Source organism: Alteromonas sp. Cnat2-8, from assembly GCF_022348355.1.
Classification (GTDB): domain Bacteria; phylum Pseudomonadota; class Gammaproteobacteria; order Enterobacterales; family Alteromonadaceae; genus Alteromonas; species Alteromonas macleodii.
The window spans coordinates 817,058-839,280 of the sequence record NZ_JAKREX010000001.1 but is presented as its reverse complement, the minus strand read 5'-3'; the positions used below and the strand labels follow the sequence as shown (position 1 = coordinate 839,280).

Below are 22,223 nucleotides of genomic sequence, written 5' to 3'. Positions count from 1 at the left end.
TCGCCGGAGACATGCGTTGAAAATTGGCAGTATTTCATTTTCTTTTTCATGGTCTCTGGCCCTTCAAGCACTGCTTGTATGTGTGTTAGGTGCGGGTCTTAATGCTCTCAACCCACCCTTTGATAGCACAGGGATAGCTACATTTGGCATAGGTGCAGCAGTCTACGCTTCACTTCGGTTTTCTCCTTTTATTTCCATTCCTATTGCACTTGTTGTCAGCCTTCCCTTATGGCTTAACGACGGGAGCATAGTTGGAAAAGAAAGCCTTACTCTACTGCCTATCGTGCTTAGCTTTTTTGGCTATAACAAGTCGCTTAAACAGGTGATAAAAGTAGGCGCAGGCTTTTGGTCTATTGTCTTTCTGCCCATTCTCGTTTTAGAGCATTCTCTTTATGATGGCGATAACGCAAATATGCTGTTTTCGGGTGTGCTGGTCACTTGGGTAAGCGGTGTATTTGGTCTTGTAACCGGACACTTTTCGTATTTGGCAGTCCACGGGCTTAAGCGACAAACATCAAGTAAGTCCGAGCGGGTTACGCTGCACTTTCTTTTTGGGTACTTCTTTTCCGGTTGCTTCTTCGTTGCTTCCATGGCAGTAATTTATTTGTCGGTAAGTCTGTTTCAACAACAGCAAGAAAGACAAATTCACAGTTACATGTCGCAGCGGGTGAATGTGCTGGAGTTCCAACTTTCGAATTTTATTCAGCAACACCAAAGTGCCATTATTAGCGCAGCGCAAGTGTTGTCTAGCGAGGTATCAAAAAGCGATTTCGATAATGCAGCGGTGACAAATTTGCGGGTGTTGGCATCGCACAATCCAGAATTTTTGACCTTCCTCATTGCAGATGACAATGGCGATCTTACCCACGCTTACCCGCCTAGCCTGTTGGATAAGGCGAGACAAAGCGGCTTGTCAAATGTGGCTTACAGGCCGTATTTCTTTGAAGTCATGCAGACAGGTAAACCATTCCTTTCAAATGTATTTCAAGGCCGAGGTTTTGGTAACGATCCAATTGTAGCCTTGTCAGCCCCTATTACAGATGCAGATGGCACTCCAAAAGGTATTGTAGAGGGCTCTTTATCGTTAAAGAGCTTTTCTGCTATTGATAACTTAAGCTTGGGTGGTTTTTTGATGCTCATTGAGGATCAAAAAGGCGAAGTTATCTATGCATCTAAAGGCCTGAAGATGAAGCCACTCACTAAAGCACCTTTTTATATTTGTGAACCTGATTGTGCTGTTGAGGTGGAGAACGGGCCTCAGGGGAAAACATGGTTGAGGTTAGCGAAAGATATGCCTTTTGCTAGCTGGAAAGTTAGCTATTACTTCGACAAACGACTGCTAATGGCATCAATGAGTAATTATTTGCTAAAAGACTTGCTGCTGCTATTGGCATTATCTGCATTTGGAACATTCACCGGGTACGTAGTTGCAAAAATGGTCGGCGCGCCTATTCGTCGCCTTGTTCGCTATATTTCCGAATTCGACCCCACACAAAAAGAAGGTGTTAAAGCACCACAAAGGGCACTGCACATTCAAGAGCTCTCGTCGCTAAGCGATGAGTTCGTGAGTTTAGAAGCCCGATTGCTCGATGCATTTGAAGAGCTAAAGGTTGCAAGAGAAGTAGAGCAAAGCCTGAATGTCGAGCTAGGGGAATTGAATCAGTCTTTGGAAAAGCGCATAGAAGAGAAAACCGAGCACCTTGCGTTAGCGCTTAAAGAAGCGGAAGCCGCGAATGTGGCGAAAACGCAGTTTCTCGCTAACATGAGTCACGAGATTAGAACGCCAATGAACGGCATTATTGGCTCATGTGAATTGATGCTCGAGAATGAGTTGCCGGAAAATGTTTCGGCTAGAGCCAAAACAATTTCACGCTCTGCTAGCAATTTACTTATCATCCTGGACAGTATCTTAGATTGGTCGAAGATTGAATCGGGTAAAATGCTTACCGATATTCAAAGCTGTGCCATTCGCGAGTTACTTGAAGCTTCTTGTGACCTCTACCGTCACGCTGCGCAAGTAAAAGGGTACGATATTGCTTTGTATATTAATCAGGGCGTACCTAACGCACTGAACATTGATGCAGGGAAGGTGAGTCAAATCATCAATAACTTACTTAGTAACGCGATTAAGTTCACCAGTGATGGTGTCGTGACGGTTAACGTCAGCTATGCCCACCAAGGACTTAAAATTTCGGTTACCGATACGGGAATAGGCATTGCTCCCAACAAACTACGCCTTATTTTTGATAAGTTTGAGCAAGCCGATCCGTCCACCACTCGAAATTTTGGTGGCACAGGATTAGGTTTGGCCATTTCTAAAGGTTTGGTTGAGCTTCTTGGTGGTGAGCTTTATGTTGAAAGTGAACTGGGTAAAGGAACAAGCTTCACCTTCCACATTCCTGCCACAGTAAGTGAAGAAAAAGAGCATGCAGAAAATGAGGTGATTCCGTCATTACCTGATGGACTACGGGTTTTATTGGCTGAAGACAACGACATTAATGCTGAAATCGTCATGGACATGCTCAAATCGTCCAACATCAAATGTATTAGAACGAAAAACGGGCAAGATGCTGTTAAGGCCGAGAAGAGGCACGATTTCGACGTAATTTTAATGGATTGCCAAATGCCGATCATGGATGGTCATACAGCATCGAAACTTATTCGAAGTGAAGGCAGGAATAAGGACTCGGTCAGGATCATCGCCTTAACCGCCAATGCGTTTATCGAAGACAAAAATGCCTGCTTAGATGCAGGCATGAATGCGCATTTAAGTAAGCCTATTCGCAAGCAGGTTCTATTTGACTGTATTGCCCGTGAACTTGCTCGCGTTTGAGGCTACATCAGTGTTATCGCTCGGCGCTTCGCTAACGAATCGCAGTACAATATACCCTAAGCACGCCGAGACAAGAGAGCCGGTTAAAATGCCCACACGCTCGTCAAAAATTTGATTGATACCTGTCTGTGCAAAGGCTAGTCCCCCAATGAATAAGCTCATTGTAAAGCCAACGCCGCAAAGTAGCGCACAGCCATAGATATGCTTGAAGTTAAGATCCTCTGGTAACTTAGCCAGCTTTAACTTCACCATTAAGTAGCAAAAACCGAATACGCCAATTTGTTTACCCACAACCAAGCCAAGAAAGATCCCAAAGGTAACAGGATGGAAAATACCCTCCGGACTGATGTTACCAAAACTTATGCCGGCGTTAGCGAAGGCGAATAAAGGTAGGATCGCGAAACTCACCGAGCCATTCAAACCGTGCTCTAGTCGCGTTACTGGAGAATAAGATTCGTCTTTCTCATCCCGCATAGGAATAAAGCCAGCAAGTACGACACCTGCCAGTGTGGCGTGAACGCCTGACTTCAACATGGCTACCCACAGAATGATTCCCACAAAAATATAAGGCGGAATATCTACCACATTGCGTTTATTCATTTGCCACAACAGCAATAAACAACCTGCAGCAATATACAGCGCACCCGCGGTAATGTGCTCGGTGTAAAACAGGGCAATAATTACGATAGCACCGATATCGTCAATAATAGCCAGGGTGACTAAGAAAACTTTCAGGCTCGTAGGTACTCGACTACCTAGTAGCGCTAAAATACCTAACGCAAACGCGATGTCAGTAGCGGCGGGAATTGCCCACCCTGCAATGGCTACGGGGTTGTCCCAGTTGATGCCTACATATATCAAGGCGGGTAGTGCCATACCACCTACAGCACCCGCTGCGGGTAAAATAATATCTTTGGGATTGGCCAATTCACCCTCGCAGATTTCTCGCTTCAGTTCCAGACCCACGTGAAAAAAGAATACCGCCATTAACCCGTCGTTAATCCACAGCAATAATGGCTTATCGATAGCCCACGTACCGGCTGATATTTGTACCGGCATACTGATTAAATGATCGTAAAGCGTATCTAGGGGAGAATTAGCAATAATGAGCGCAAGAATCGTTGCACCCATTAACAATATGCCGGGAGCGGCTTCGCGATTTAAGAAGTCAGAGACCACGTCTTGTACTTCTTCTATCACCTCATCAAGTACGTCGGGTTCGTGCTTATCTGTCATCAATAACCTCTAACGCCCGTTCATGGTCAACGTCGCAAAATGTGGAAATAAAAGCGTTCGTTAATCCGTGTAGTCAGGCAACTTTTCTACATAAATTAATTATAGTTAATACGACTGACAGCGAAGAGATAGATCACCCTTATAAGAGAGTAGCCTCAACAACCCTTAAGCGAGTGGCGCTATAATTGACGCCATTTACGGTGGGATTTTGAACGGTTTTACGCTACAATCGCGGCCTTTCCAAGGTTGTCCACTTTACCTACCCCGAGGATCTCTAGATGGCAAAAGTCGCGATTGTAATGGGTTCAACTTCAGACTGGCCTACTATGCAGCAGGCCGCAAAAATGCTGAAGTCGTTTGGTGTTGAATTTGAAGCGAAGGTGGTGTCCGCGCACCGTACACCCAACTTGCTAGTAGAGTTTGCAGAAAGCGCTGCAGATGAAGGTTTTAGCGCAATCATTGCTGGCGCAGGCGGCGCAGCTCACTTACCGGGTATGATTGCTGCACACACGCATTTACCTGTGTTTGGCTGCCCGGTTAAATCAAAGGCGCTCAACGGATTAGACTCACTGCTTTCTATCGTTCAAATGCCGAAAGGTGTTGCGGTAGGTACACTGGCAATAGGTGAGGCTGGTGCAGCAAATGCGGGTCTTCTCGCGGCACAAGTTGTTGCGCTGCAAGACGAAAGCGTACGCAATGCCGTTATCGCTTTTAGAAAATCGCAAACTGATACGGTACTTGCTTCAAGCAATACGTTGGAGCTAGATGAATGAGAGTAGTCGTTTACGGCGCAGGCCAACTTGCTCAAATGATGTACCTGGCGGGTAGCCCGTTAGGTATTGACGTTCAAGCTGTGGACGTAAACAACGATACCGTTGTACATCCAGTTAGCAAAACCCCTCTTGAAATCTCGCTTGCTCAAGCATTAGAAGGTGCAGATGCTCTTACCGTAGAATTTGAGCATGTACCTGAAAGGCTTCTTGAAGACGCGGCGAAAACAAACAAGTTGATGCCAAATATTGACAGCATTCTTGTTGGCGCCGATCGCGTACGTGAGAAAAAGCTGCTTGAAAGCATGCAGGTGGCAAATTGTGAGCACCAAATAGTTACCGACCTTGCCCAGTTAGACGATTGCGTAAAGCAGTTGGGTAGCAAACTTATTCTTAAGGCTAGCCGCGATGGCTATGACGGATATGGTCAATGGCGTTTAAGTGATGAGGCTGACTTACCTGAACTAAAAAATGCACTTCAGGGATTAGATTTGCAGACCGTGCCTTTAGTGGTTGAAAAAATGGTGGCCTTCGACAGAGAGTTGTCATTAATCGGTGTACGCAATGCTAATGGCGACGTACGCACCTATCCACTTGCTGAGAATTTGCATCACCAAGGTCAACTTCACGTGTCGGTTGCACCAGCGACTAACGTTGATGATGCACTTCAGGCCCAGGCTCACGATATTTTTGTGAAACTTGCTGAGGGTATGAACTACGTCGGTGTGCTGGCTGTGGAACTATTCCAAGTAGGCGACAAGCTACTTGTAAACGAACTTGCTCCTCGTGTACATAACTCCGGGCACTGGAGCCAGTCGGGCGCTGTAACCAGCCAGTTTGAAAATCACTTACGTGCAGTCTGTGGATTGCCTCTTGGTGACACGTCAGCCATTGGCCCAAGCGCTATGGTCAACATTATTGGTTGCAGCAGCTTCTCGCGCGATTTGCTAAGCATCGATGGTAGTCATCTTCACTGGTACGGAAAATCTGTTCGTGAAAAGCGCAAGATGGGACACATCAATGTCACCACGAATAGTTATGAAAGCTTGGGTGAAAAGCTCATGGCATTGAGCAAATATTTACCACTTGAGTACTTCCCAAAATTAGTTGGTGAAGCAACGCGATTAAAAGGTTGACACCCACGCGTTTATCGCTAGAATACGCATCCGCTGTCTAGGCAGCGGTTTTTAAAGTGTGCCGACTTAGCTCAGTTGGTAGAGCAACTGACTTGTAATCAGTAGGTCGCCAGTTCGATTCCGGCAGTCGGCACCATTTTTCTTTTTTCCTATGCCAATCTTACGTACACTTGCTTACGAGTATTCATTCGGAGCAGACTGTATGTCATTTTTTTCCAAATCACTTAAACCGTTAGTTATCGTAACTGGCTTATTTTCTTTAAGCATGTCTGCGACTATTTACGCGCATGGCAATGACCATGATAACCATCACATGCCAAAAGAGCAGCACAAGCACGCCAGTAAGCAATCAGAAGTAATGGTAATGAATGGTTATGCCAGAGCGACCTTTGCTTTGGCAAAAACCGGCGCAGTGTACTTTACTTTGCATAATCATAGTGACAGCGATAAAACACTGACGTCTGTTTCAGTATCAAACGATGTAGCAAGTGAAGCGCAAATCCACACAACGGTGATGGAGGAAGACGTGATGAAAATGCGTGAGCTAACTGACGGCGTTATAATAAAAGCGGGCGAAATGGTCTCTTTTGAATCAGGCGGCCGTCATATCATGTTGATGGGGCTGACCAAAGGATTAGAAGAGGGCAGCGAAGTAGCACTAACCCTCACATTTAGCGATGGGAGCGAACTACCAGTTTTGCTACCTGTTAAAAAAGAAGCGGGCGAAAGCCACCATCACCACCATTAATAGAGTGGCTGAGGCAGAATGTATAAAGTCATCGATTAATGCGATGAATGCAATCAACTAAACCGTTAATCTAAATCAAAATTTCTGTAGTACTATTAACTTATATTATTTAAACCAAGATTTTTCAGCGCCGATGAATGGACTGAAGGTAAATCTAAAAAGGGTTTTAACGTTAAGGAGTGTGACATGAGCAAGATTGATATTGGTATTTCTGAGAGCGATCGTAACGCAGTAGCAGAAGGCCTTAAGAAGTTATTGGCCGACTCTTACACTTTGTACCTTCAAACGCATAATTTTCATTGGAACGTAGAAGGTCCGCAGTTCCGTGAATTGCACCTAATGTTTGAAGAGCATTACACAGAGCTTGCCGAAGCGGTAGACGAAATTGCAGAGCGTATTCGTACTCTAGGTGTTGCTGCACCGGGCACATATAAGTCGTTCGCTGAGCTTAGTTCAATTGAAGAAGTGGAAGGTGTACCTGAAGCGACGGAAATGGTGAGATTGTTAACTCACGGTCATGAGCAAGTTGTGAAAACCTGCCGTGAATCGTTAAAGCTAGCGCAAGACGCAGACGATGAGTCATCTGCAGCGTTAATTGGCGATCGTATGCGCGTTCATGAAAAAACAGCGTGGATGCTTCGCGCAACATTACCGAAGTAAATCGCTATATAAGTGCGGTGACAGTGATTTAACATAGGCTTAATCGGCCAGTCACCTTTATCGCATAAGCAAGTAAAATTATCACAAAGGGTACAGCAGCGCTGTGCCCTTTTTTGTATACTGCCTTCCACTAAGAATAATAGAAGAAGCCTGTGTGAACGCGCACACGGCTTTTTAAAATGAGGCTCCTAGCGATGAAACCATCAACTATTTTAGCTGTACCATTCAGACCTGTGAGCGCGCTAGCGCAGTCACTTACTTGTGTATTGGCGCTTACGATCAGCCAATCCGCTTTAGCTCACGGAGATCATAAACATGGCGAAGCGCATGAAATCACCGACAGCGATATTACCGTAACCACGCTCGCTGAAGGGCTTGTTCATCCTTGGGGAATGGCATTTTTGCCAAATGGCGATCTGCTAGTTACGGAACGTGAAGGTGGCATTCAGCGTTTATCAAAAGACGGTAAGTTGTCAGGACGTCTAGGTAATGTGCCTAAGGTGGTTGCGCAAAACCAAGGTGGTATGTTGGACATCGCTATCGACCCGGATTTTGCCAGCAACAACACTATCTACTTCTGTTACAGCAAAGCGAGTGAGGTTGAGGGCAAGCCGGGCAGCAGTAGCAGTGTTGCAAAGGCTAAGCTTACCGACTCAGGCCTTGAAAATGTTGACGTTATCTTTAGTGCCGACTCAGTTGTCGATAACGGCTTTCACTTTGGCTGTCGTTTAGCGTTCGATGCTAAAAAGCACTTGTACATCACCATGGGCGACCGCTACAAGTACATGAAAGAAGCGCAGAACACCGATAACCACTTCGGTAAAATTGCACGCATAAACCGTGACGGCAGCGCAGTAGAAGATAACCCATTCACAGACGGCAAAGCCCCTGAAATATTCAGCTATGGTCACCGCAACGTGCAAGGCGTTACTATTCATCCTGAAACTGGTGCGGTATGGGCGATGGAGCATGGCCCGAAAGGTGGTGATGAAATCAATATCCTTGAACGCGGTGCAAACTACGGTTGGCCTGTGATTACCTATGGCGTTGACTATAGTGGCGACATTATCAGCGACAAAACCCATATGGATGGTATGAAGCAGCCATGGGTGTATTGGGACCCGTCTATTGCGCCAAGCGGCCTAACCTTCTACCAAGGTGAAATGTTCAAAGAATGGAACGGGGATGTACTGGTGGGGTCGTTGAAGTTTACTCACCTTCGTCGCATAAAAGTAGAAGATGGAAAGCCCGGAGAGCAGTTTGAATATGTTCGAGACAATCACGCCCGTATTCGCGACGTTGAAGTTGGCCCAGAAGGTGCCATTTACTTACTGACCGATGCACCGAACGGCAAAGTATTAAAGCTAACCAAATAGCATAATACCAGTCCGCATAGATAAGTGCTCACTCAGAAGGCGCTGGTAAGCTTCATAGCGAAGCGTGGGAATGCAGGAATGGCTGTTCCCTTTCAAATTCTGGTATAAGACGTAGAATGAGAAAAGGCGCCACTTCATTGTTATTGTAAAATGAAGTAAGCGCCTTTTTTATTTATAAGGACATCGGGTCTCGTATTGACTTACTCGCCGTCGTTATTCTTCTTGTAGCGTTCAAACCACGCCACAATATTTCCTACTTTCTGTATTAAGCGAGAAGGGCGGCTTGCAATGCCGTGTGAAGCCCCTGGAATTCGCACCATTGCAGCATCGACACCTTGTAACTTCAGCGCTTGATAATACTGCTCTGTCTCGCTAATTGGCGTACGGTGATCGGCTTCACCGGTTAGCAGCATAGTGGGTGTTACTACGTTGCCCACTAAGCTCAAAGGGCTACGCTGCCAGAGTTTATCCGCAATTGTCCACGGCATATCTGCCATCCAGTAGTTGCTAAAGTACGGGTATGCGTCGGCAGTCAATGAAAAGCTCATCCAGTTAATAACCGGCTTCGCCACAACAGCTGCACTAAAGCGGTCAGTTTTACCAATAGACCATGCGGTAAGGGTTCCGCCGCCTGAGCCGCCAGTAATAAACAGATTCTCTGAATCTATATAGCCTTGCTTAACAACCGCGTCTACCACATCCATTAGGTCGTTATAATCTTCTGATGGGTAGTTATGGTGGATCAAATTACCAAAGTCTTCACCGTAAGAGCTGCTGCCCCTTGGGTTAGCCCATACCACGACATAACCTTGCGCGGCCATTAGCTGAATTTCCATGGCAAAGTGAGGGCCGTAGGCTGCATGTGGGCCGCCATGAATTTCTAAAATTAGCGGGTATTTTTTGCTGCTATCAAATCCTGGTGGCAAAGCGATCCATGCGTCGATAGGCAGCTCGTCCACACTTGATACTACGGAAAGGTCTTGTACTTCTGCCAGTGTTTTATGACCAAGTGCATCGCTGTTTAAATCGGTGAGTTGCGTATCGTCTTTGCCTTTTCTATAAAGCGCCAGGTTGCCAGGCACAGTGCGGCTTGCCGTGGTGTAAACAATGTCGCCTTTATCACTAACTGAGAAGTCGCCCGACGTGTAAGGGCGTCCAAACGCTTGTCCACCTATGCTAACGTCGATAGGTTTCACATCGCCTTTCAGGTTCACTGCAGCAAGTTTAGTTTCGCCATGATCAAGGTAAGAAAAGATTAATCCTCGGCTGTCTTTGCGCCACTCAAATTTGCCTAAGCTTCTATCTAGTGACGTAGTTAAACGGGTGATGTCCCCACTTTCAAGCTCAAGTACCACAAGGTCGCCATTCTGATAAGAAAGCTTTCTGTCGTTGAGCTGAGTAAATGCAAGGTATTTTCCGTCGGGACTCAAGGTTGGTCTACCTTCAGGCCCTTCGATATCGGTAACTTGTTCAACTGCCGCAGTGTTCACATTCACTTTATAGATGTCGCTAAACAAAGGGTGCAGCGCGTAGTCTTCTCGTTGTGGTGTGGCGAAGTAAATCCAGTCATTCTCTTTAGAGAAAGAAAGGGTACCGCCGCTAGGGAATTTTCCAGTTGTTAATTGACGCGGCGTACCGCCTTCAACAGGCAGAACAAATATCTGGTCAAAGCCTTCACGCAAGTAGCCTCTTCCGTCACCTCTATACTGCACCGCATCAATATAGGTGCCTTGGTCAGCCCACTTTGCTCCTTTAGGCTTGCTCGGCATGCCGGTAAACAATGGCTTTTGCTTTTCTTCGGTAAACTGGGTGAAGGCTAAGGTTTTGCTGTCATGAGACCAGGTTAACTGACGAGGTGCTTCGCTGGTGTTGGTCAAGCGCACAGACTGCATGGTATCTAAGTAATAGAGATGGATTTGTGCGCGGCCGTTGACCGATTTTGTATATGCCACCATTTTACCGTTGGGCGATAAGGTAGCCTGTGACAAGTTTTCATCTACACCAATAAACGGGCGATGCTCACCGGATTTAATATTTACTTGCCAAAGTCGGCTTTGTCTTCCGTCAGTCATGACATCCATGCTCTGACGAGAATAAATTACCGTATCCTTATTAAGAAACTGTGGGTTGGCCACAAATTCTAAGTTAAAGGTGTCATCGTATGTCAGCGCATTTAAGCTAGTCGAATCAGAGGTAGATTCCTGCAATGCATTGGCCTGACTTATACCTAAAACCAACAGTGATAATGCAGTCGAGGTAACACATAAGCCTTTTCGTACTGGTCGAAAGGCGAAACGAGACGCAAACATAGTTGTTCCTTTTGTTATTGTTTTTTGCGCTGAGCGCGATAGGTAGAATGTTCGCTGTCGTGTGCTTAGCGTAAATCCTAACGCAAATGTAGCAACCTGCGAACGTTGTCTCTAACCATATCGCTTTCGTTTCTTTTATGTAAAGCGCGTGCGGTGAAGAGGCTGGATTGTCCGTTAAAATTACATATCCAACATTAAGCGCAACGTTTAACAACGCAGGGCGCTAGCAATGGCAGTTGTCATTATTAATAGAGGGCTGGCCGTCCTTTAAGTCATTTGAGCTTTATTCGCCTTTAAGGCTAATTTTGCCCACAAGAATATCTTTAAACATGACCCAGTCGCCCATTAGGCTGTAAAGCGGGTGTTTAAATGTCGCAGGGCGATTTTTCTCAAAGAAGAAATGACCTACCCAAGCGAAACCGTAACCTACTAGCGGAATAAACCACAGTAGCGACCAGCTAGCCATAAATACTGCTAGTGCTATAACGCCGAGAACCAGCCACGAGCCGATAAAATGAAGCGTGCGGCATGTACTATCTCTATGTTCATTTAAATAAAACGGGTAAAACTCTTTGAATGAAGCAAAATGCGTGTCAGCGCTTGTTTGTGTAGACATAAAACCCTCTCGGCCATAAGCATGTATTTTATAGAAGTAGAGTGACTTAGTAGCAGTAGTTTACACTACGTTAACATTCTATTCTGAAATAGATTGTCGTGAATACGACAAAAAGAGAATGAGTTTTTGCAAACATGCGTGCTCACTGGCGCAGATCCAACAAAGTGGCGAATTAAGAGGCGCTTCCTAGTGCAAGGCGCGGTGACCAAAGATAGCCTACTTTAACCTTGTAATTTCAGGCCGTCTGCCCCATATTCCTCTCAATACAAGAAATTAAAGGCCTGCGTTATGGAAAATCTCGTTGCGAATAGCCAAGCAACCATCGTAGATATTACGGTAGAAAACTTTCAACAAATCATCATTGAAGCGTCGCAAGATAAGCTGGTGTTAATCGATTTTTGGGCAGATTGGTGCGAGCCCTGTAAAGACCTTATGCCTATTTTGGAAAAGCTGGCGGGTGAATATAGCCAGCACTTGATCCTGGCTAAAGTAGACTGCGAAGCCCAGCAAGAAGTCGCTGCGCAGTTTGGTATTAGAAGTTTGCCAACGGTGATGGTGGTGCAAAATGGTCAGCCTGTTGACGGCTTTGCGGGTGTGCAACCTGAGCAGCAAATTCGCGAAATGCTCGCTAAATATTTGCCTAATCCTGAAGACGATCTACTTGCCACTGCTGGCAAAGCGATTCAGCAAGGTGATTATGCAGAGGCACTGCCCGCAGCTAAAGAAGCCCTAGCACTTAACCCAGATAACGTAAACGCTAAATATATGCTTATCGATTGCTATATCGAGACCGGATCTATCGATACAGCCAAAGCGTTATTGGAAGAAATTAAGTTGGTTGATCAAGACTCTCGCTATAAGAGCTTAGCGGGAAAAATTGAATTGGCAGAACAAGCCGCCGACACTCCTGAAATTCGTCAGCTTCAAGCAGCGGTAGAAGCGAACCCAGACGACTTGCAGCTTAAAGTTGATTTAGCGGTACAGTTGCAGCAAGCGAACAAAGCACAAGATGCACTAGAGCTTCTTTATAGTGTGTTAAAGAAAGAACTTGGGTTTGGCGACGCCAGAAAGCTGATGATGGATATGGTGAATGCGCTTGCCGACGGCGACCCGTTGAAGTCGGAATACCGCCGAAAAGTTTACAGCTTATTGTACTAACAACGTCAGCGTTTTAGCGGCTGTCGTAGGGGGCAATGAGTCGAGTCTGACTTTGATAAATTGACTGTACTAGGTTCGTACTGGCACTTGCAGGTGAACGAGAACGCATGCTGACGAGTGTCATCGTGTGTATTTCTACTTCGATTGCTGTATTTATTTAGGCGAGAGAATAGGGGAGAACCCCTCTTTGTGCAGCCAATTAAGTGCTTCGAAATACTTTTGAAAATAATCGCGCTCGTAGTTAGCTGATTCAGCGTCACGGTGCTTAGATGGGTGGGTTCGTTCTAATTGGGCCCGCCTAACCATTCCGGTATCCAGCACGTAAGCTGAGCGTGTAAGCCCTCGCGAAATGTTCACCTTTATTGCTTCTGCTAAACGGGTTTGGCATTCAGGCGTAGAAAGCACCCAGCGGCGTCCGTCCATAAGGGCAGCCCAAGGCTTATTGTCGAACTTAGCGATAAGTTCATGCATTTCTTCTATAAAAAACTCTGTCGTTTTCAGGTTCCACGCCCCGGTTGCAAACACCTCAAGTACGTTACCTGAGACATCCAATGAATAATTTCCGTATTTAGGAAAACGCATAAAATACCTTTAATGTTTGTCTGCGTGGAACAGACGGAGCTTGCTAACTCGGCTAACAAAAACATCTTGCCTCTATAGGGTATAGCAGAGTTCTTAAAATTTGCTGTAGTTGTGTTTATATAAGAAATATCACTAAGCACGTCGATTTGGGCAAAACAATTTACACTTAATTTGTAAATAAATGTTTTGTTGCAGGCGCAGATTCATGCGAAAAAGGTAGAAATTTGATAGGGTTTACGCAGTTTTTATATTGGGCACTAGAGCATGGCATATCAGCATTTTTATACGGGTTTTCTTAATGCGAACAAAGGTAAACAGCATTATGCATGTCACAGCCACTACTTTTGGCCCGACTGCACGCGTGATGCAATGCTCAACTACTGGGATGACAGCGCTAAGTATGTTGACGAAAAGTGGGGATATTTCTTCCAAACTTTGGTGCCAGAGCTACAGCAGCGCATTAGCAACATACTGAACACTGGAGCACCACAGCAAATCGTTTTTGCGCCCAATACCCATGAGCTGCTTTATCGCGTAATGAGCTGCATCGATAGTACTGCGCCTTATAAAGTAGTGTCGACAGACAGCGAGTTTCACAGTTTTCAGCGCCAAGCGGCTAGGATGCAAGAGCTGGGTGCGATAGAACTTATTACCGTACCTACTAAACCCTACGATACGTTTGCGTCGCGCTTTAAGGCTGCCATCGCCGAACACGATCCCGAGCTGGTTTTCTTTAGTCAGGTGTTTTTTAATTCCGGATACGTGGTGAACGATGTCACAGATATCGTAAATAGCGTAACTAACGACAATACCCTTATTGTGGTTGATGGCTATCACGGGTTTATGGCAAAGCCTACCGATATAGCGAACATTGCCCACCGAGCCTTTTATCTTGCCGGTAGTTACAAATATGCTCAGGCAGGAGAGGGCGCATGTTTTGCGCACGTACCCGTGGGCTGTGAGCTAAGACCCGCATATACTGGCTGGTTTGCAGAGTTTGGCGAGCTAGATAAGCCTCGTAAGGTTGGCGGCAAAGACAGCGTTCAATATAGCCTAGATGGAATGCGCTTTGCCGGTGCGACGATGGATTTTACCGCGCTCTACAGATTAAGAGCCGTGCTTCGTATGTTCGACGACAATGGCATTGATGTCGCTACAGTTAACGAATACGTAATGGGCATGCAGCGCACATTTCTAGAGAAACTTGCTACCTGCAACCATCCCTTGCTAAACGAAAAACATCTAGCAGTAAGTGATGAAGCAAACCGAGGGCATTTCCTTACCTTTGAATTAGATAGTGCCGATGAAACAAAAGCCCTTGCTTCAGCGCTTAAAGAGCACCATATCCTTACCGATTTTAGAGGAAACCGCTTACGGTTTGGTTTTGGTCTGTACCACACCCCTGAGTACATTGATTTAACCGCACTGAATCAGAAAGCGTAAGTCGTTGCTTTAAACATACGTAAATATTAACGTCACACTTATTTAAGGATAGTTTTATGGAGTGGCTACTACCCGCTTTAGCGTTGGTACTTATTATAGAAGGAATAGGGCCGCTTCTTTTTCCTAATAAATGGCGCAATTATTTACTTCAGATAAGCCAACAGCCCAGCAATCAACTGCGTCAAATTGGCGGAACCCTTGTGATAATAGGCGCACTACTGCTGTTTTATTTCAGTTGAGTTAGCGCCCAGATCTAGGCATTAAGAGGCGTGAAGCGGTGTGAAAACGGAACTCATCAAACACTGCCACACGCTTTACCATAATACATAGTACGAAAAGGAGCGCGACTTTACCGTTGACTGAAAAGTGTGCTCTTAAACCTGTATTCAACATTCAGAGGTATATTTTCAGCCCTTTGAATACCTCATTAGCTTTTAAGCATCCAATGCCCGCGAATAATAGCAAAACGTTATATAAATGGGGCATAGCGCAGACTGCGATAGACCGTCTGTTCAGCTTTTTTACCAGGTAATGTTTAGAAAGCTTTAAAAATTAGCGTCTTAGAATGTTTGTGCTGAAAAATAAGAAGCCAAGCCTTATTTCAAAAAGGCTCGAGCGGCAGTGGGTCATCTTTGTGATTTCAAAAATAAAAATAAAATAGTCGTATTTTTGTTCGAAAAAGAGATGATCCTTGCCCTAGAATTTTGTAGAATCCCCGCCTAATTTTCTTACACATATGATTCATGGCAAAGAACGTTGTGGTACTCGGCACTCAATGGGGTGACGAGGGTAAAGGCAAGGTCGTAGACCTACTCACTGATCGCGCAAAATATGTTGTTCGTTACCAAGGCGGACACAATGCAGGTCACACTCTAGTAATCGACGGTGAAAAAACCGTACTTCACTTAATCCCATCAGGCATCCTACGCGATAATGTTACCTGTATTATTGGTAACGGTGTTGTGCTAAGCCCTGACGCACTAATGAAAGAAATGACTATGCTTGAAGAGCGTGGCGTTCCAGTGCGCGAGCGATTAAAGATTAGTGAAGCTTGTCCGCTTATTCTTCCTTATCACATTGCACTAGACGTAGCGCGCGAAAAAGCCCGCGGCGCAAAAGCAATTGGTACAACGGGTCGTGGTATCGGTCCAGCGTATGAAGATAAAGTAGCCCGTCGTGGATTACGCGTTGGCGACTTGTTTAATGCAGAAGACTTCGCAGCAAAGCTGAAAGAAGTGCTAGACGTGCATAACTTCACGCTTACGCAGTACTATGGCGAAGAAGCAGTAGACTTTGACGAAACCTTAAAAGGTGCAATGGAAGTTGCTGACATTCTTAAAGCAATGGTTGTTGATGTAACTGACGAACTAGACAAAGCACACAATGCTGGCTTGCCTATTATGTTTGAAGGTGCACAAGGTACACTTCTAGACATCGATCACGGTACTTATCCTTATGTTACGTCGTCAAACACTACCGTTGGTGGTGTAGCAACGGGTGCTGGCTTTGGCCCACTTAAGCTAGATTACGTACTGGGTATTGTTAAAGCATACACTACGCGTGTAGGCTCAGGTCCTTTCCCTACTGAACTAGAATGTGAAGTAGGCCAACACTTAGGTGTTAAAGGTCACGAGTTTGGCGCGACCACAGGTCGTAAGCGCCGCACGGGGTGGTTCGATGCAGTTGCGATGAAACGCGCAGTACAAATCAACTCTATTACAGGTTTCTGTTTAACCAAGCTTGACGTGCTAGACGGTCTTGAAAGCCTTCAAATTTGTGTAGGCTACAAAGATGCAGACGGCAACGTGAAAGACGTTCCACCTATGGCGGCTGACGGTTACGAAAAAGTAACCCCAGTTTATGAAGAAATGCCGGGTTGGACAGATAACACCTTTGGTGTAACTGAGTTTGAAGCGCTTCCACAAGCTGCAAAAAACTACATTAAGCGTCTTGAAGAGCTAACAGGTGTGCCGGTTGATATCGTTTCAACAGGCCCTGACAGAAACGAAACTATCGTTTTACGCAGCCCGTACGACGCGTAATAGTTTCACATTAAATATGTTTAAAAGCCCAGTGTTCACTGGGCTTTTTTGTTTGTAATTTTTCGACCTTTTACTTTTATATAATCTTGTTATCGCTTCAAAGTTAACTGTTTATACTTCTTAAGTGTAACGTCAGCCACTTGCACCTAAAATACGAGCTCATTAAACATTAATTAACAATTTAGTTGCGTTGTCTTCGAACATCCCTATTAATATAAGATAGTATCAGTTAATTATTGCGCTGCTTTGCCCGACAACAATCTTAAGACGAGCCATAGAATTGTTGCAGTGGGTGTTATGCTATCGGAGCCTTCTTATGCCAAATAGACCTTCTCTTCACGCAGTGGAAACTGGCGTGTGTTTCGTTGACGTTGTTCACAAGCTTAACGACAGTTTCGATACAGGGAAAACCCAGTCCTTGGAGTGGCGTAAAAGCCAGTTAAAGGCATTAGAAACTTTACTGAAAGACAACCAGCACGACATTTTGCAGGCCCTTAAAAATGACCTGGGCAAATGTAAGACCGAAGCCATGGTAGCGGAACAAGGGTTTCTGCTTTCTGATATCAAGCATACGCTTAAGCATTTGGATAAATGGGCAAAGCCACGCAAAGTATCAACGCCCATGGTGGCATGGCCAGGTAAGAGCTTTCGCAAGCCTGAGCCGCTTGGCACTGTGCTTATTATCGGAGCGTGGAATTATCCGCTTCAGTTATTGCTTGCCCCTTATATCGCCGCTATTGCTGCGGGCAACTGTGCGGTATTGAAACCCTCTGAATTGGCTGAAGAAACCTCGTCGCTGGTGGCTAAGCTTATTCCCCAATATATGGATAATTCATGCGTTGCCGTAATAGAAGGCGGTAAAGATGAAGCGACGGCGCTACTTGCCTGCAAATGGGACCATATTTTTTACACCGGTGGTGAAGTGGTGGGCAAAATTGTCATGAGCGCCGCGGCCAAACATTTAACGCCAGTAACCCTTGAGCTTGGCGGTAAAAGTCCCTGTTTTGTTGATGCAAACACAAACCTTGCTGTCACCGCGCGCCGTTTAGTGTGGGGTAAATGGATGAATGCGGGCCAAACTTGTATTGCGCCTGACTATGTCATTGTTGAAAAGGGCTTTGAGCAAAAGCTTATTGATGCGGTTAAAAAAGAGCTGAAAAAGCAATACGGCAAAGCACCTTTATCGTCACGAGATTACGGCAATATCGTTAATCATCGTCACCTAAAGCGTCTTGAAAGTTACCTTGAAAACGTCAATGTGGTGTATGGCGGCGAGCTAGATGAATCTCGTCCAGCAATGGCGCCTACCCTTGTACTGGAGCCATCGCTAGATAGCCCGCTAATGAAAGAAGAGATCTTCGGCCCTATTCTACCTATTATCACTGTTGACAACATGGAGGCGGGCATTAAGTTTGTGAACAGCAGGCCTAAGCCACTCGCACTTTATGCATTTAGTGATAAGGACGATGTGCTTGATAATATTATCAGCAAAACCAGTTCAGGCAGTGTGTGTACTAATGACACTATGCTGTTTATGACTAACCCTGAGTTGCCGTTTGGTGGCGTAGGAAATAGCGGCATGGGTAGCTATCATGGCCAAGCAGGTTTTGATACATTCAGCCATATTAAAACGGTAATGAAACGTTCATTCGCCCTCGACGTGTTCTTTCGTTATGCACCGTTTTCTAAGTTTAAGCTGTCGTTGCTTAAGAAGTTTTTATAACAGGAGTTTTCATGGTTCAACCTTTTCATCTTGCCATTCCGGTCACTAATTTAACCGACGCAGAAGCGTTCTACGGTGAGTTGTTGGGTTGTGAAAAGGGCCGTAGTGACACCCAGTGGATAGATTGGAACTTCTTTGGCCATCAATTAGTGACCCATTGTGTAGAGGCTATGCCGTCGCTGCCTGCCTATAACGGGGTAGACGATCATGCTGTGCCGGTGCCGCACTTTGGCGTTGTGCTAACCATGGACGATTGGCAAGCACTGGCAAGTAAATTAGAGGCTGCCGATACCGAGTTTGTTATCGCACCTTATATTCGTTTTAAAGGAAAGCCGGGCGAACAAGCCACTATGTTTTTCAAAGACCCTTTCGGCAACGCGTTAGAGTTCAAAGCGTTCGCCGATATTTCTCAGCTTTTCGCTTCATAATAATGGGGGCAGTTGCTCTTTGCCGTACATCAAAGAGCTGCCTGATACTAGGCTAGCGCTTCTTCTTTTTTGGTTTGAAGCGCTTATATAAAAGCGCAACACCTGTAAGGGTGAACAAAAAAGCGCTGCCCGAAAAAGCAATTAACCACGGCGTGTTAAAGTTACTTCTGTCCTTGTAATCCATTATGTGCAACATCCACATAAAATCAAACAGCCGCCATGTGTCGGTACGTACGCGCAGAACACTGCCAGTGTTTGGGTCGATATAAAACCGCGAATTTAGGTCGTCATCGAAGTTTACCTGCCATAATGGCGCAGACAGGTTTTGCACTTCTTGAGGCAACACGCTTAATAGCCGGGTCTCACCAATATCGCCAGTACCTGCGTATTGCCCTTTTGCTGCTTTACGAATAGCGCTTTCTTGCATGGTTTGCAAAGCTTCACCTGTTAATGCGCTGTAGCGATAGGCAATGTTGTCATCCACGACATGATAAACAGGAATAGCATTGAGCGAGCCCGGTTCTGCGAGGCCTACTTCATTTATGCGATGGGTGAGTGATAGCACCGCAGTGCTGCTGTGGTTACGCAAAATATCAGAAGGAGTAACGGAAGCGCTGTGCCATGATGTGGTTACCCTGTTCCTTAAATGGTTACCTCTTACTTCATCTATGGGTAACCAGGCCATAACCAAGCCGCTTAAAAACCATAGGCCTATTTGTACAAATAGTATTAAGCCTAGGTAGTTGTGCGCTTTGCGCATAAATTTCATCATCAGGTTTTTTGGTTTTATTATCAAAAGGCTATAACATCAGAAAACAATAACCGAGTAAACCGAAGAAGAGGGTGGTTTTGAATAAAGCATTAGTGCTGGTAGACGTACAAAATGTGTATTACACCTGCCGTCAGGCGTACAAACGCAACTTTAATTACAACCAGTTTTGGCGTGAACTTACCTACAACTTGGATATAGCCCATGCTTTCGCATACGCCATAGACAGGGGTGACAGCAAGCAGCGTGAATTTCAAAACATTCTTCGTGCTATTGGATTTGAAGTAAAGTTAAAGCCTTTCATTCAACGTGCTGACGGCTCGGCGAAAGGTGACTGGGATGTAGGTATAACAGTAGATGCACTTGAACACGCCGACGATGTTGATGAGATCATTTTGGTGTCGGGCGACGGCGATTTCGATATTCTTGTAAACGCCCTTAAAGCAAAAGGGAAAACCGTAACGGTGTACGGTGTTCCTGCATTAACGGCTGAAAGTATTCAAAAAGTGGCGTCTAAGTACGTGCCTATCGACGCCACGCTGTTGTTGTAGTTTTCAGCTTGTACTTTGTTCAAGGCTGAACTAATAACGCTGAGCCCCCAAAGCTCCACTAATGTGGCTCAGCTAACAGCCCTGTGCTGATAAGGCTGTACTAATATGGTTGTACTAGGCTCTTACCTCGTCCGCTTTTTTCAGATGCGGCTTCTACACCCTCTTTAGTACGCTTAATTAAATGTACATCACCAAAGCGACGGTTATCTATGGTATAGCCCATTGCTTTAAGCTCATTTACCGTTGCCTCTGTAAACCCGTCGTGCATACGAATGGTGTCTTTGGGCAATAGCTGGTGATGAAAACGTGGTGAGTTCACGGCTTCTTCAGCGCTCATATCGTAAAGCAGGGCATTCAATAGCGACTGAGTTACTGACGAAATAATGGTAGTGCCGCCAGGAGAGCCTGTTACCAGAACCACTTGGTCGTCTTTAGTGACCAGCGTTGGCGTCATAGACGACAGCATGCGCTTGTAAGGTTCAATAGCATTCGCCTCACCACCCACTGCGCCGAAGAAGTTAGGCACGCCAGGCTTAGCACTAAAATCGTCCATTTCATCATTCAACAAAAAGCCAGCACCAGTTACAACAACACCGCTACCAAAAGTAAGGTTGATGGTCGTTGTATTAGCAACAGCGTTACCCCATCTGTCCATAATAGAGAAGTGTGTTGTATCTTCGCTTTCTTTTAAACCAGGCTTAACGCTTGGGGTATCAGAAATACTGGTAGGCTGAATATCTGCTGCGCGTTGAGTAATATAGTTAGCGTCAGTGAGCGCTTTTACCGGAACACTAACAAAATCAGGATCGCCCATGTATTCAGCGCGATCGGCAAACACGCGCTTACCAATTTCTGACATAACGTGAATGTATTCAGTGCTGTTTTGCGCTGGCAAATCGTGCGTTGCGTCATAGGCTTCTAGCATGCCGATCCACTGGGCAACGGCAACACCACCAGAACTTGGAGGAGGTGCGGTCACCAGCTCATAACCTTGCCAGTTTAGGTGAAGAGGTTTGCGCCACACGGCTTTGTAAGCCAGTAAGTCTTCATAAGTAATAAGGCCGCCGTTTTGCTGCATAAAATCAACAATATGCTTTGCTACATCGCCTTTATAAAAGCCATCCTTTCCCTGTTGCTGAATCGCTTTAAGCGTTTTCGCTAGCTCTGGCTGTTTGAAGGTAGTGCCTGCTTTAGCGTGTGCAAAATACTCGCTAAAGTTGTTATTGATAGCTGCTTCTTTGGTACGCTCAATATAGTGATCAATGTTATTGGCCAGCTTCTCGTGAACCACAAAACCTTGCTCGGCCAAATCAACGGCTGGTGCGAGTAGACGCTCCCAATCCAATGTGCCGTATTTTTTATGCGCGGCCCACATACCAGCAACGGTACCAGGAATGCCAGACGCTTTAGCCCCAAACAAAGACTCGTACGGTTTTACGTCACCTTGCTCGTCAAGATACATATCGCGATGCGCATTTTCAGGTGCCATTTCACGGTAATCTAAAAAGTCGGTGTTATCTTCAAACTTTATTGTCATAAAGCCGCCACCGCCTACGTTGCCCGCCTCAGGTAGAGTAACAGCCAAGACAAACTGTGCCGTAATAGCAGCGTCAATTGCGTTACCACCTTCTTGGAGTACCTGCATTGCAGCATCGGCACTGTAGCTGTCAGGCATGGCAACGGCCTGTTGGCTAAGCCCTACTGTATTGTTGCTAGCACTATCAACAGGGGGATTTGGCGCATGGGAACATGCTGCCACTACTGAAATAAATGCCACTATTACCGAGATAAACCCGACGTTAGCTATCCGCTTTTTCATTACAAACTCCTTGTTACAGACATT

The 22,223-nt window shown here is 45.6% G+C and carries 19 protein-coding genes and 1 tRNA gene; 14 read left to right on the top strand and 6 right to left on the bottom strand.

Going from position 1 to position 22,223, the window contains the following annotated elements; translation table 11 throughout:
- The first annotated feature begins 16 nt into the window (after positions 1-16).
- Positions 17-2,833, top strand: a complete 2,817-nt coding sequence (locus MHN00_RS03610) for an ATP-binding protein (protein ID WP_239300276.1) — start codon at positions 17-19, stop codon at positions 2,831-2,833.
- Here MHN00_RS03610 and nhaA read toward each other — a convergent pair.
- Positions 2,795-4,069, bottom strand: coding sequence for a Na+/H+ antiporter NhaA (nhaA, locus tag MHN00_RS03605; protein WP_239300274.1), 1,275 nt, complete (start codon positions 4,067-4,069; stop codon positions 2,795-2,797). The two genes, MHN00_RS03610 and nhaA, sit on opposite strands and share 39 nt — an antisense overlap.
- Before the next feature lie 278 nt (positions 4,070-4,347).
- Between nhaA and purE the strand changes: the two genes are divergently transcribed.
- The 6 genes from purE to MHN00_RS03575 all read left to right on the top strand — a co-directional run bounded on the left by purE (position 4,348) and on the right by MHN00_RS03575 (position 8,759).
- Entirely contained in the window at positions 4,348-4,842 is a 495-nt protein-coding gene (purE, locus tag MHN00_RS03600) for a 5-(carboxyamino)imidazole ribonucleotide mutase (protein ID WP_014948098.1), read from the top strand.
- Complete coding sequence (locus MHN00_RS03595) at positions 4,839-5,975, top strand: 5-(carboxyamino)imidazole ribonucleotide synthase (RefSeq protein ID WP_014978177.1); 1,137 nt, start codon at positions 4,839-4,841, stop codon at positions 5,973-5,975. The genes purE and MHN00_RS03595 overlap by 4 nt, the downstream gene beginning before the upstream one ends.
- A gap of 60 nt (positions 5,976-6,035) precedes the next feature.
- Positions 6,036-6,111: transfer RNA gene (locus MHN00_RS03590), tRNA-Thr, on the top strand.
- 66 nt (positions 6,112-6,177) lie between these two features.
- The gene (locus tag MHN00_RS03585; RefSeq protein WP_239300272.1) at positions 6,178-6,723 is read left to right on the top strand and encodes a copper chaperone PCu(A)C; all 546 of its coding nucleotides are present in this window, start codon (positions 6,178-6,180) and stop codon (positions 6,721-6,723) included.
- A 186-nt stretch (positions 6,724-6,909) separates the two neighbouring features.
- Complete coding sequence (locus MHN00_RS03580; protein WP_014948101.1) at positions 6,910-7,383, top strand: Dps family protein; 474 nt, start codon at positions 6,910-6,912, stop codon at positions 7,381-7,383.
- Between the two features lie 194 nt (positions 7,384-7,577).
- Positions 7,578-8,759, top strand: coding sequence for a PQQ-dependent sugar dehydrogenase (locus MHN00_RS03575; protein WP_239300270.1), 1,182 nt, complete (start codon positions 7,578-7,580; stop codon positions 8,757-8,759).
- A 200-nt stretch (positions 8,760-8,959) separates the two neighbouring features.
- Here MHN00_RS03575 and MHN00_RS03570 read toward each other — a convergent pair whose 3' ends face one another.
- Positions 8,960-11,068, bottom strand: a complete 2,109-nt coding sequence (locus MHN00_RS03570; protein ID WP_239300268.1) for a S9 family peptidase — start codon at positions 11,066-11,068, stop codon at positions 8,960-8,962.
- A gap of 283 nt (positions 11,069-11,351) precedes the next feature.
- The gene (locus MHN00_RS03565; RefSeq protein WP_014948104.1) at positions 11,352-11,684 is read right to left on the bottom strand and encodes a DUF962 domain-containing protein; all 333 of its coding nucleotides are present in this window, start codon (positions 11,682-11,684) and stop codon (positions 11,352-11,354) included.
- A gap of 288 nt (positions 11,685-11,972) precedes the next feature.
- Between MHN00_RS03565 and trxA the strand changes: the two genes are divergently transcribed.
- Positions 11,973-12,842, top strand: a complete 870-nt coding sequence (gene trxA, locus MHN00_RS03560) for a thioredoxin (protein ID WP_014948105.1) — start codon at positions 11,973-11,975, stop codon at positions 12,840-12,842.
- 153 nt (positions 12,843-12,995) lie between these two features.
- On the opposite strand, the gene MHN00_RS03555 is transcribed toward trxA, so the two are convergent.
- Positions 12,996-13,424: a hypothetical protein gene (locus tag MHN00_RS03555; RefSeq protein ID WP_014948106.1), complete on the bottom strand. Its 429-nt coding sequence runs from the start codon at positions 13,422-13,424 to the stop codon at positions 12,996-12,998.
- Between the two features lie 264 nt (positions 13,425-13,688).
- On the opposite strand from MHN00_RS03555, the gene MHN00_RS03550 reads away from it, so the two are divergent.
- From MHN00_RS03550 to MHN00_RS03530, 5 genes are all read left to right on the top strand, one after another.
- Positions 13,689-14,867 carry an aminotransferase class V-fold PLP-dependent enzyme gene (locus MHN00_RS03550; protein ID WP_239259193.1) on the top strand — a complete coding sequence of 393 codons (1,179 nt, stop codon included), beginning with the start codon at positions 13,689-13,691 and terminating at the stop codon, positions 14,865-14,867.
- 56 nt (positions 14,868-14,923) lie between these two features.
- Positions 14,924-15,106, top strand: coding sequence for a DUF2065 domain-containing protein (locus MHN00_RS03545; protein ID WP_014948108.1), 183 nt, complete (start codon positions 14,924-14,926; stop codon positions 15,104-15,106).
- Positions 15,107-15,610: 504 nt separating this feature from the next.
- Entirely contained in the window at positions 15,611-16,909 is a 1,299-nt protein-coding gene (locus MHN00_RS03540) for an adenylosuccinate synthase (protein ID WP_014948109.1), read from the top strand.
- A gap of 316 nt (positions 16,910-17,225) precedes the next feature.
- The gene (locus tag MHN00_RS03535) at positions 17,226-18,632 is read left to right on the top strand and encodes an aldehyde dehydrogenase family protein (protein WP_049588355.1); all 1,407 of its coding nucleotides are present in this window, start codon (positions 17,226-17,228) and stop codon (positions 18,630-18,632) included.
- A gap of 11 nt (positions 18,633-18,643) precedes the next feature.
- Positions 18,644-19,060 carry a VOC family protein gene (locus tag MHN00_RS03530; RefSeq protein ID WP_239300266.1) on the top strand — a complete coding sequence of 139 codons (417 nt, stop codon included), beginning with the start codon at positions 18,644-18,646 and terminating at the stop codon, positions 19,058-19,060.
- A gap of 52 nt (positions 19,061-19,112) precedes the next feature.
- Here MHN00_RS03530 and MHN00_RS03525 read toward each other — a convergent pair whose 3' ends face one another.
- Positions 19,113-19,820 (bottom strand): PepSY domain-containing protein, encoded by a 708-nt coding sequence (locus MHN00_RS03525; RefSeq protein WP_239300265.1) that lies wholly within the window; start codon positions 19,818-19,820, stop codon positions 19,113-19,115.
- Positions 19,821-19,909: 89 nt separating this feature from the next.
- On the opposite strand from MHN00_RS03525, the gene MHN00_RS03520 reads away from it, so the two are divergent.
- Positions 19,910-20,380 (top strand): NYN domain-containing protein, encoded by a 471-nt coding sequence (locus tag MHN00_RS03520; protein ID WP_014948113.1) that lies wholly within the window; start codon positions 19,910-19,912, stop codon positions 20,378-20,380.
- Positions 20,381-20,480: 100 nt separating this feature from the next.
- On the opposite strand, the gene ggt is transcribed toward MHN00_RS03520, so the two are convergent.
- Complete coding sequence (gene ggt, locus MHN00_RS03515; protein WP_014948114.1) at positions 20,481-22,199, bottom strand: gamma-glutamyltransferase; 1,719 nt, start codon at positions 22,197-22,199, stop codon at positions 20,481-20,483.
- Positions 22,200-22,223 lie beyond the last annotated feature (24 nt).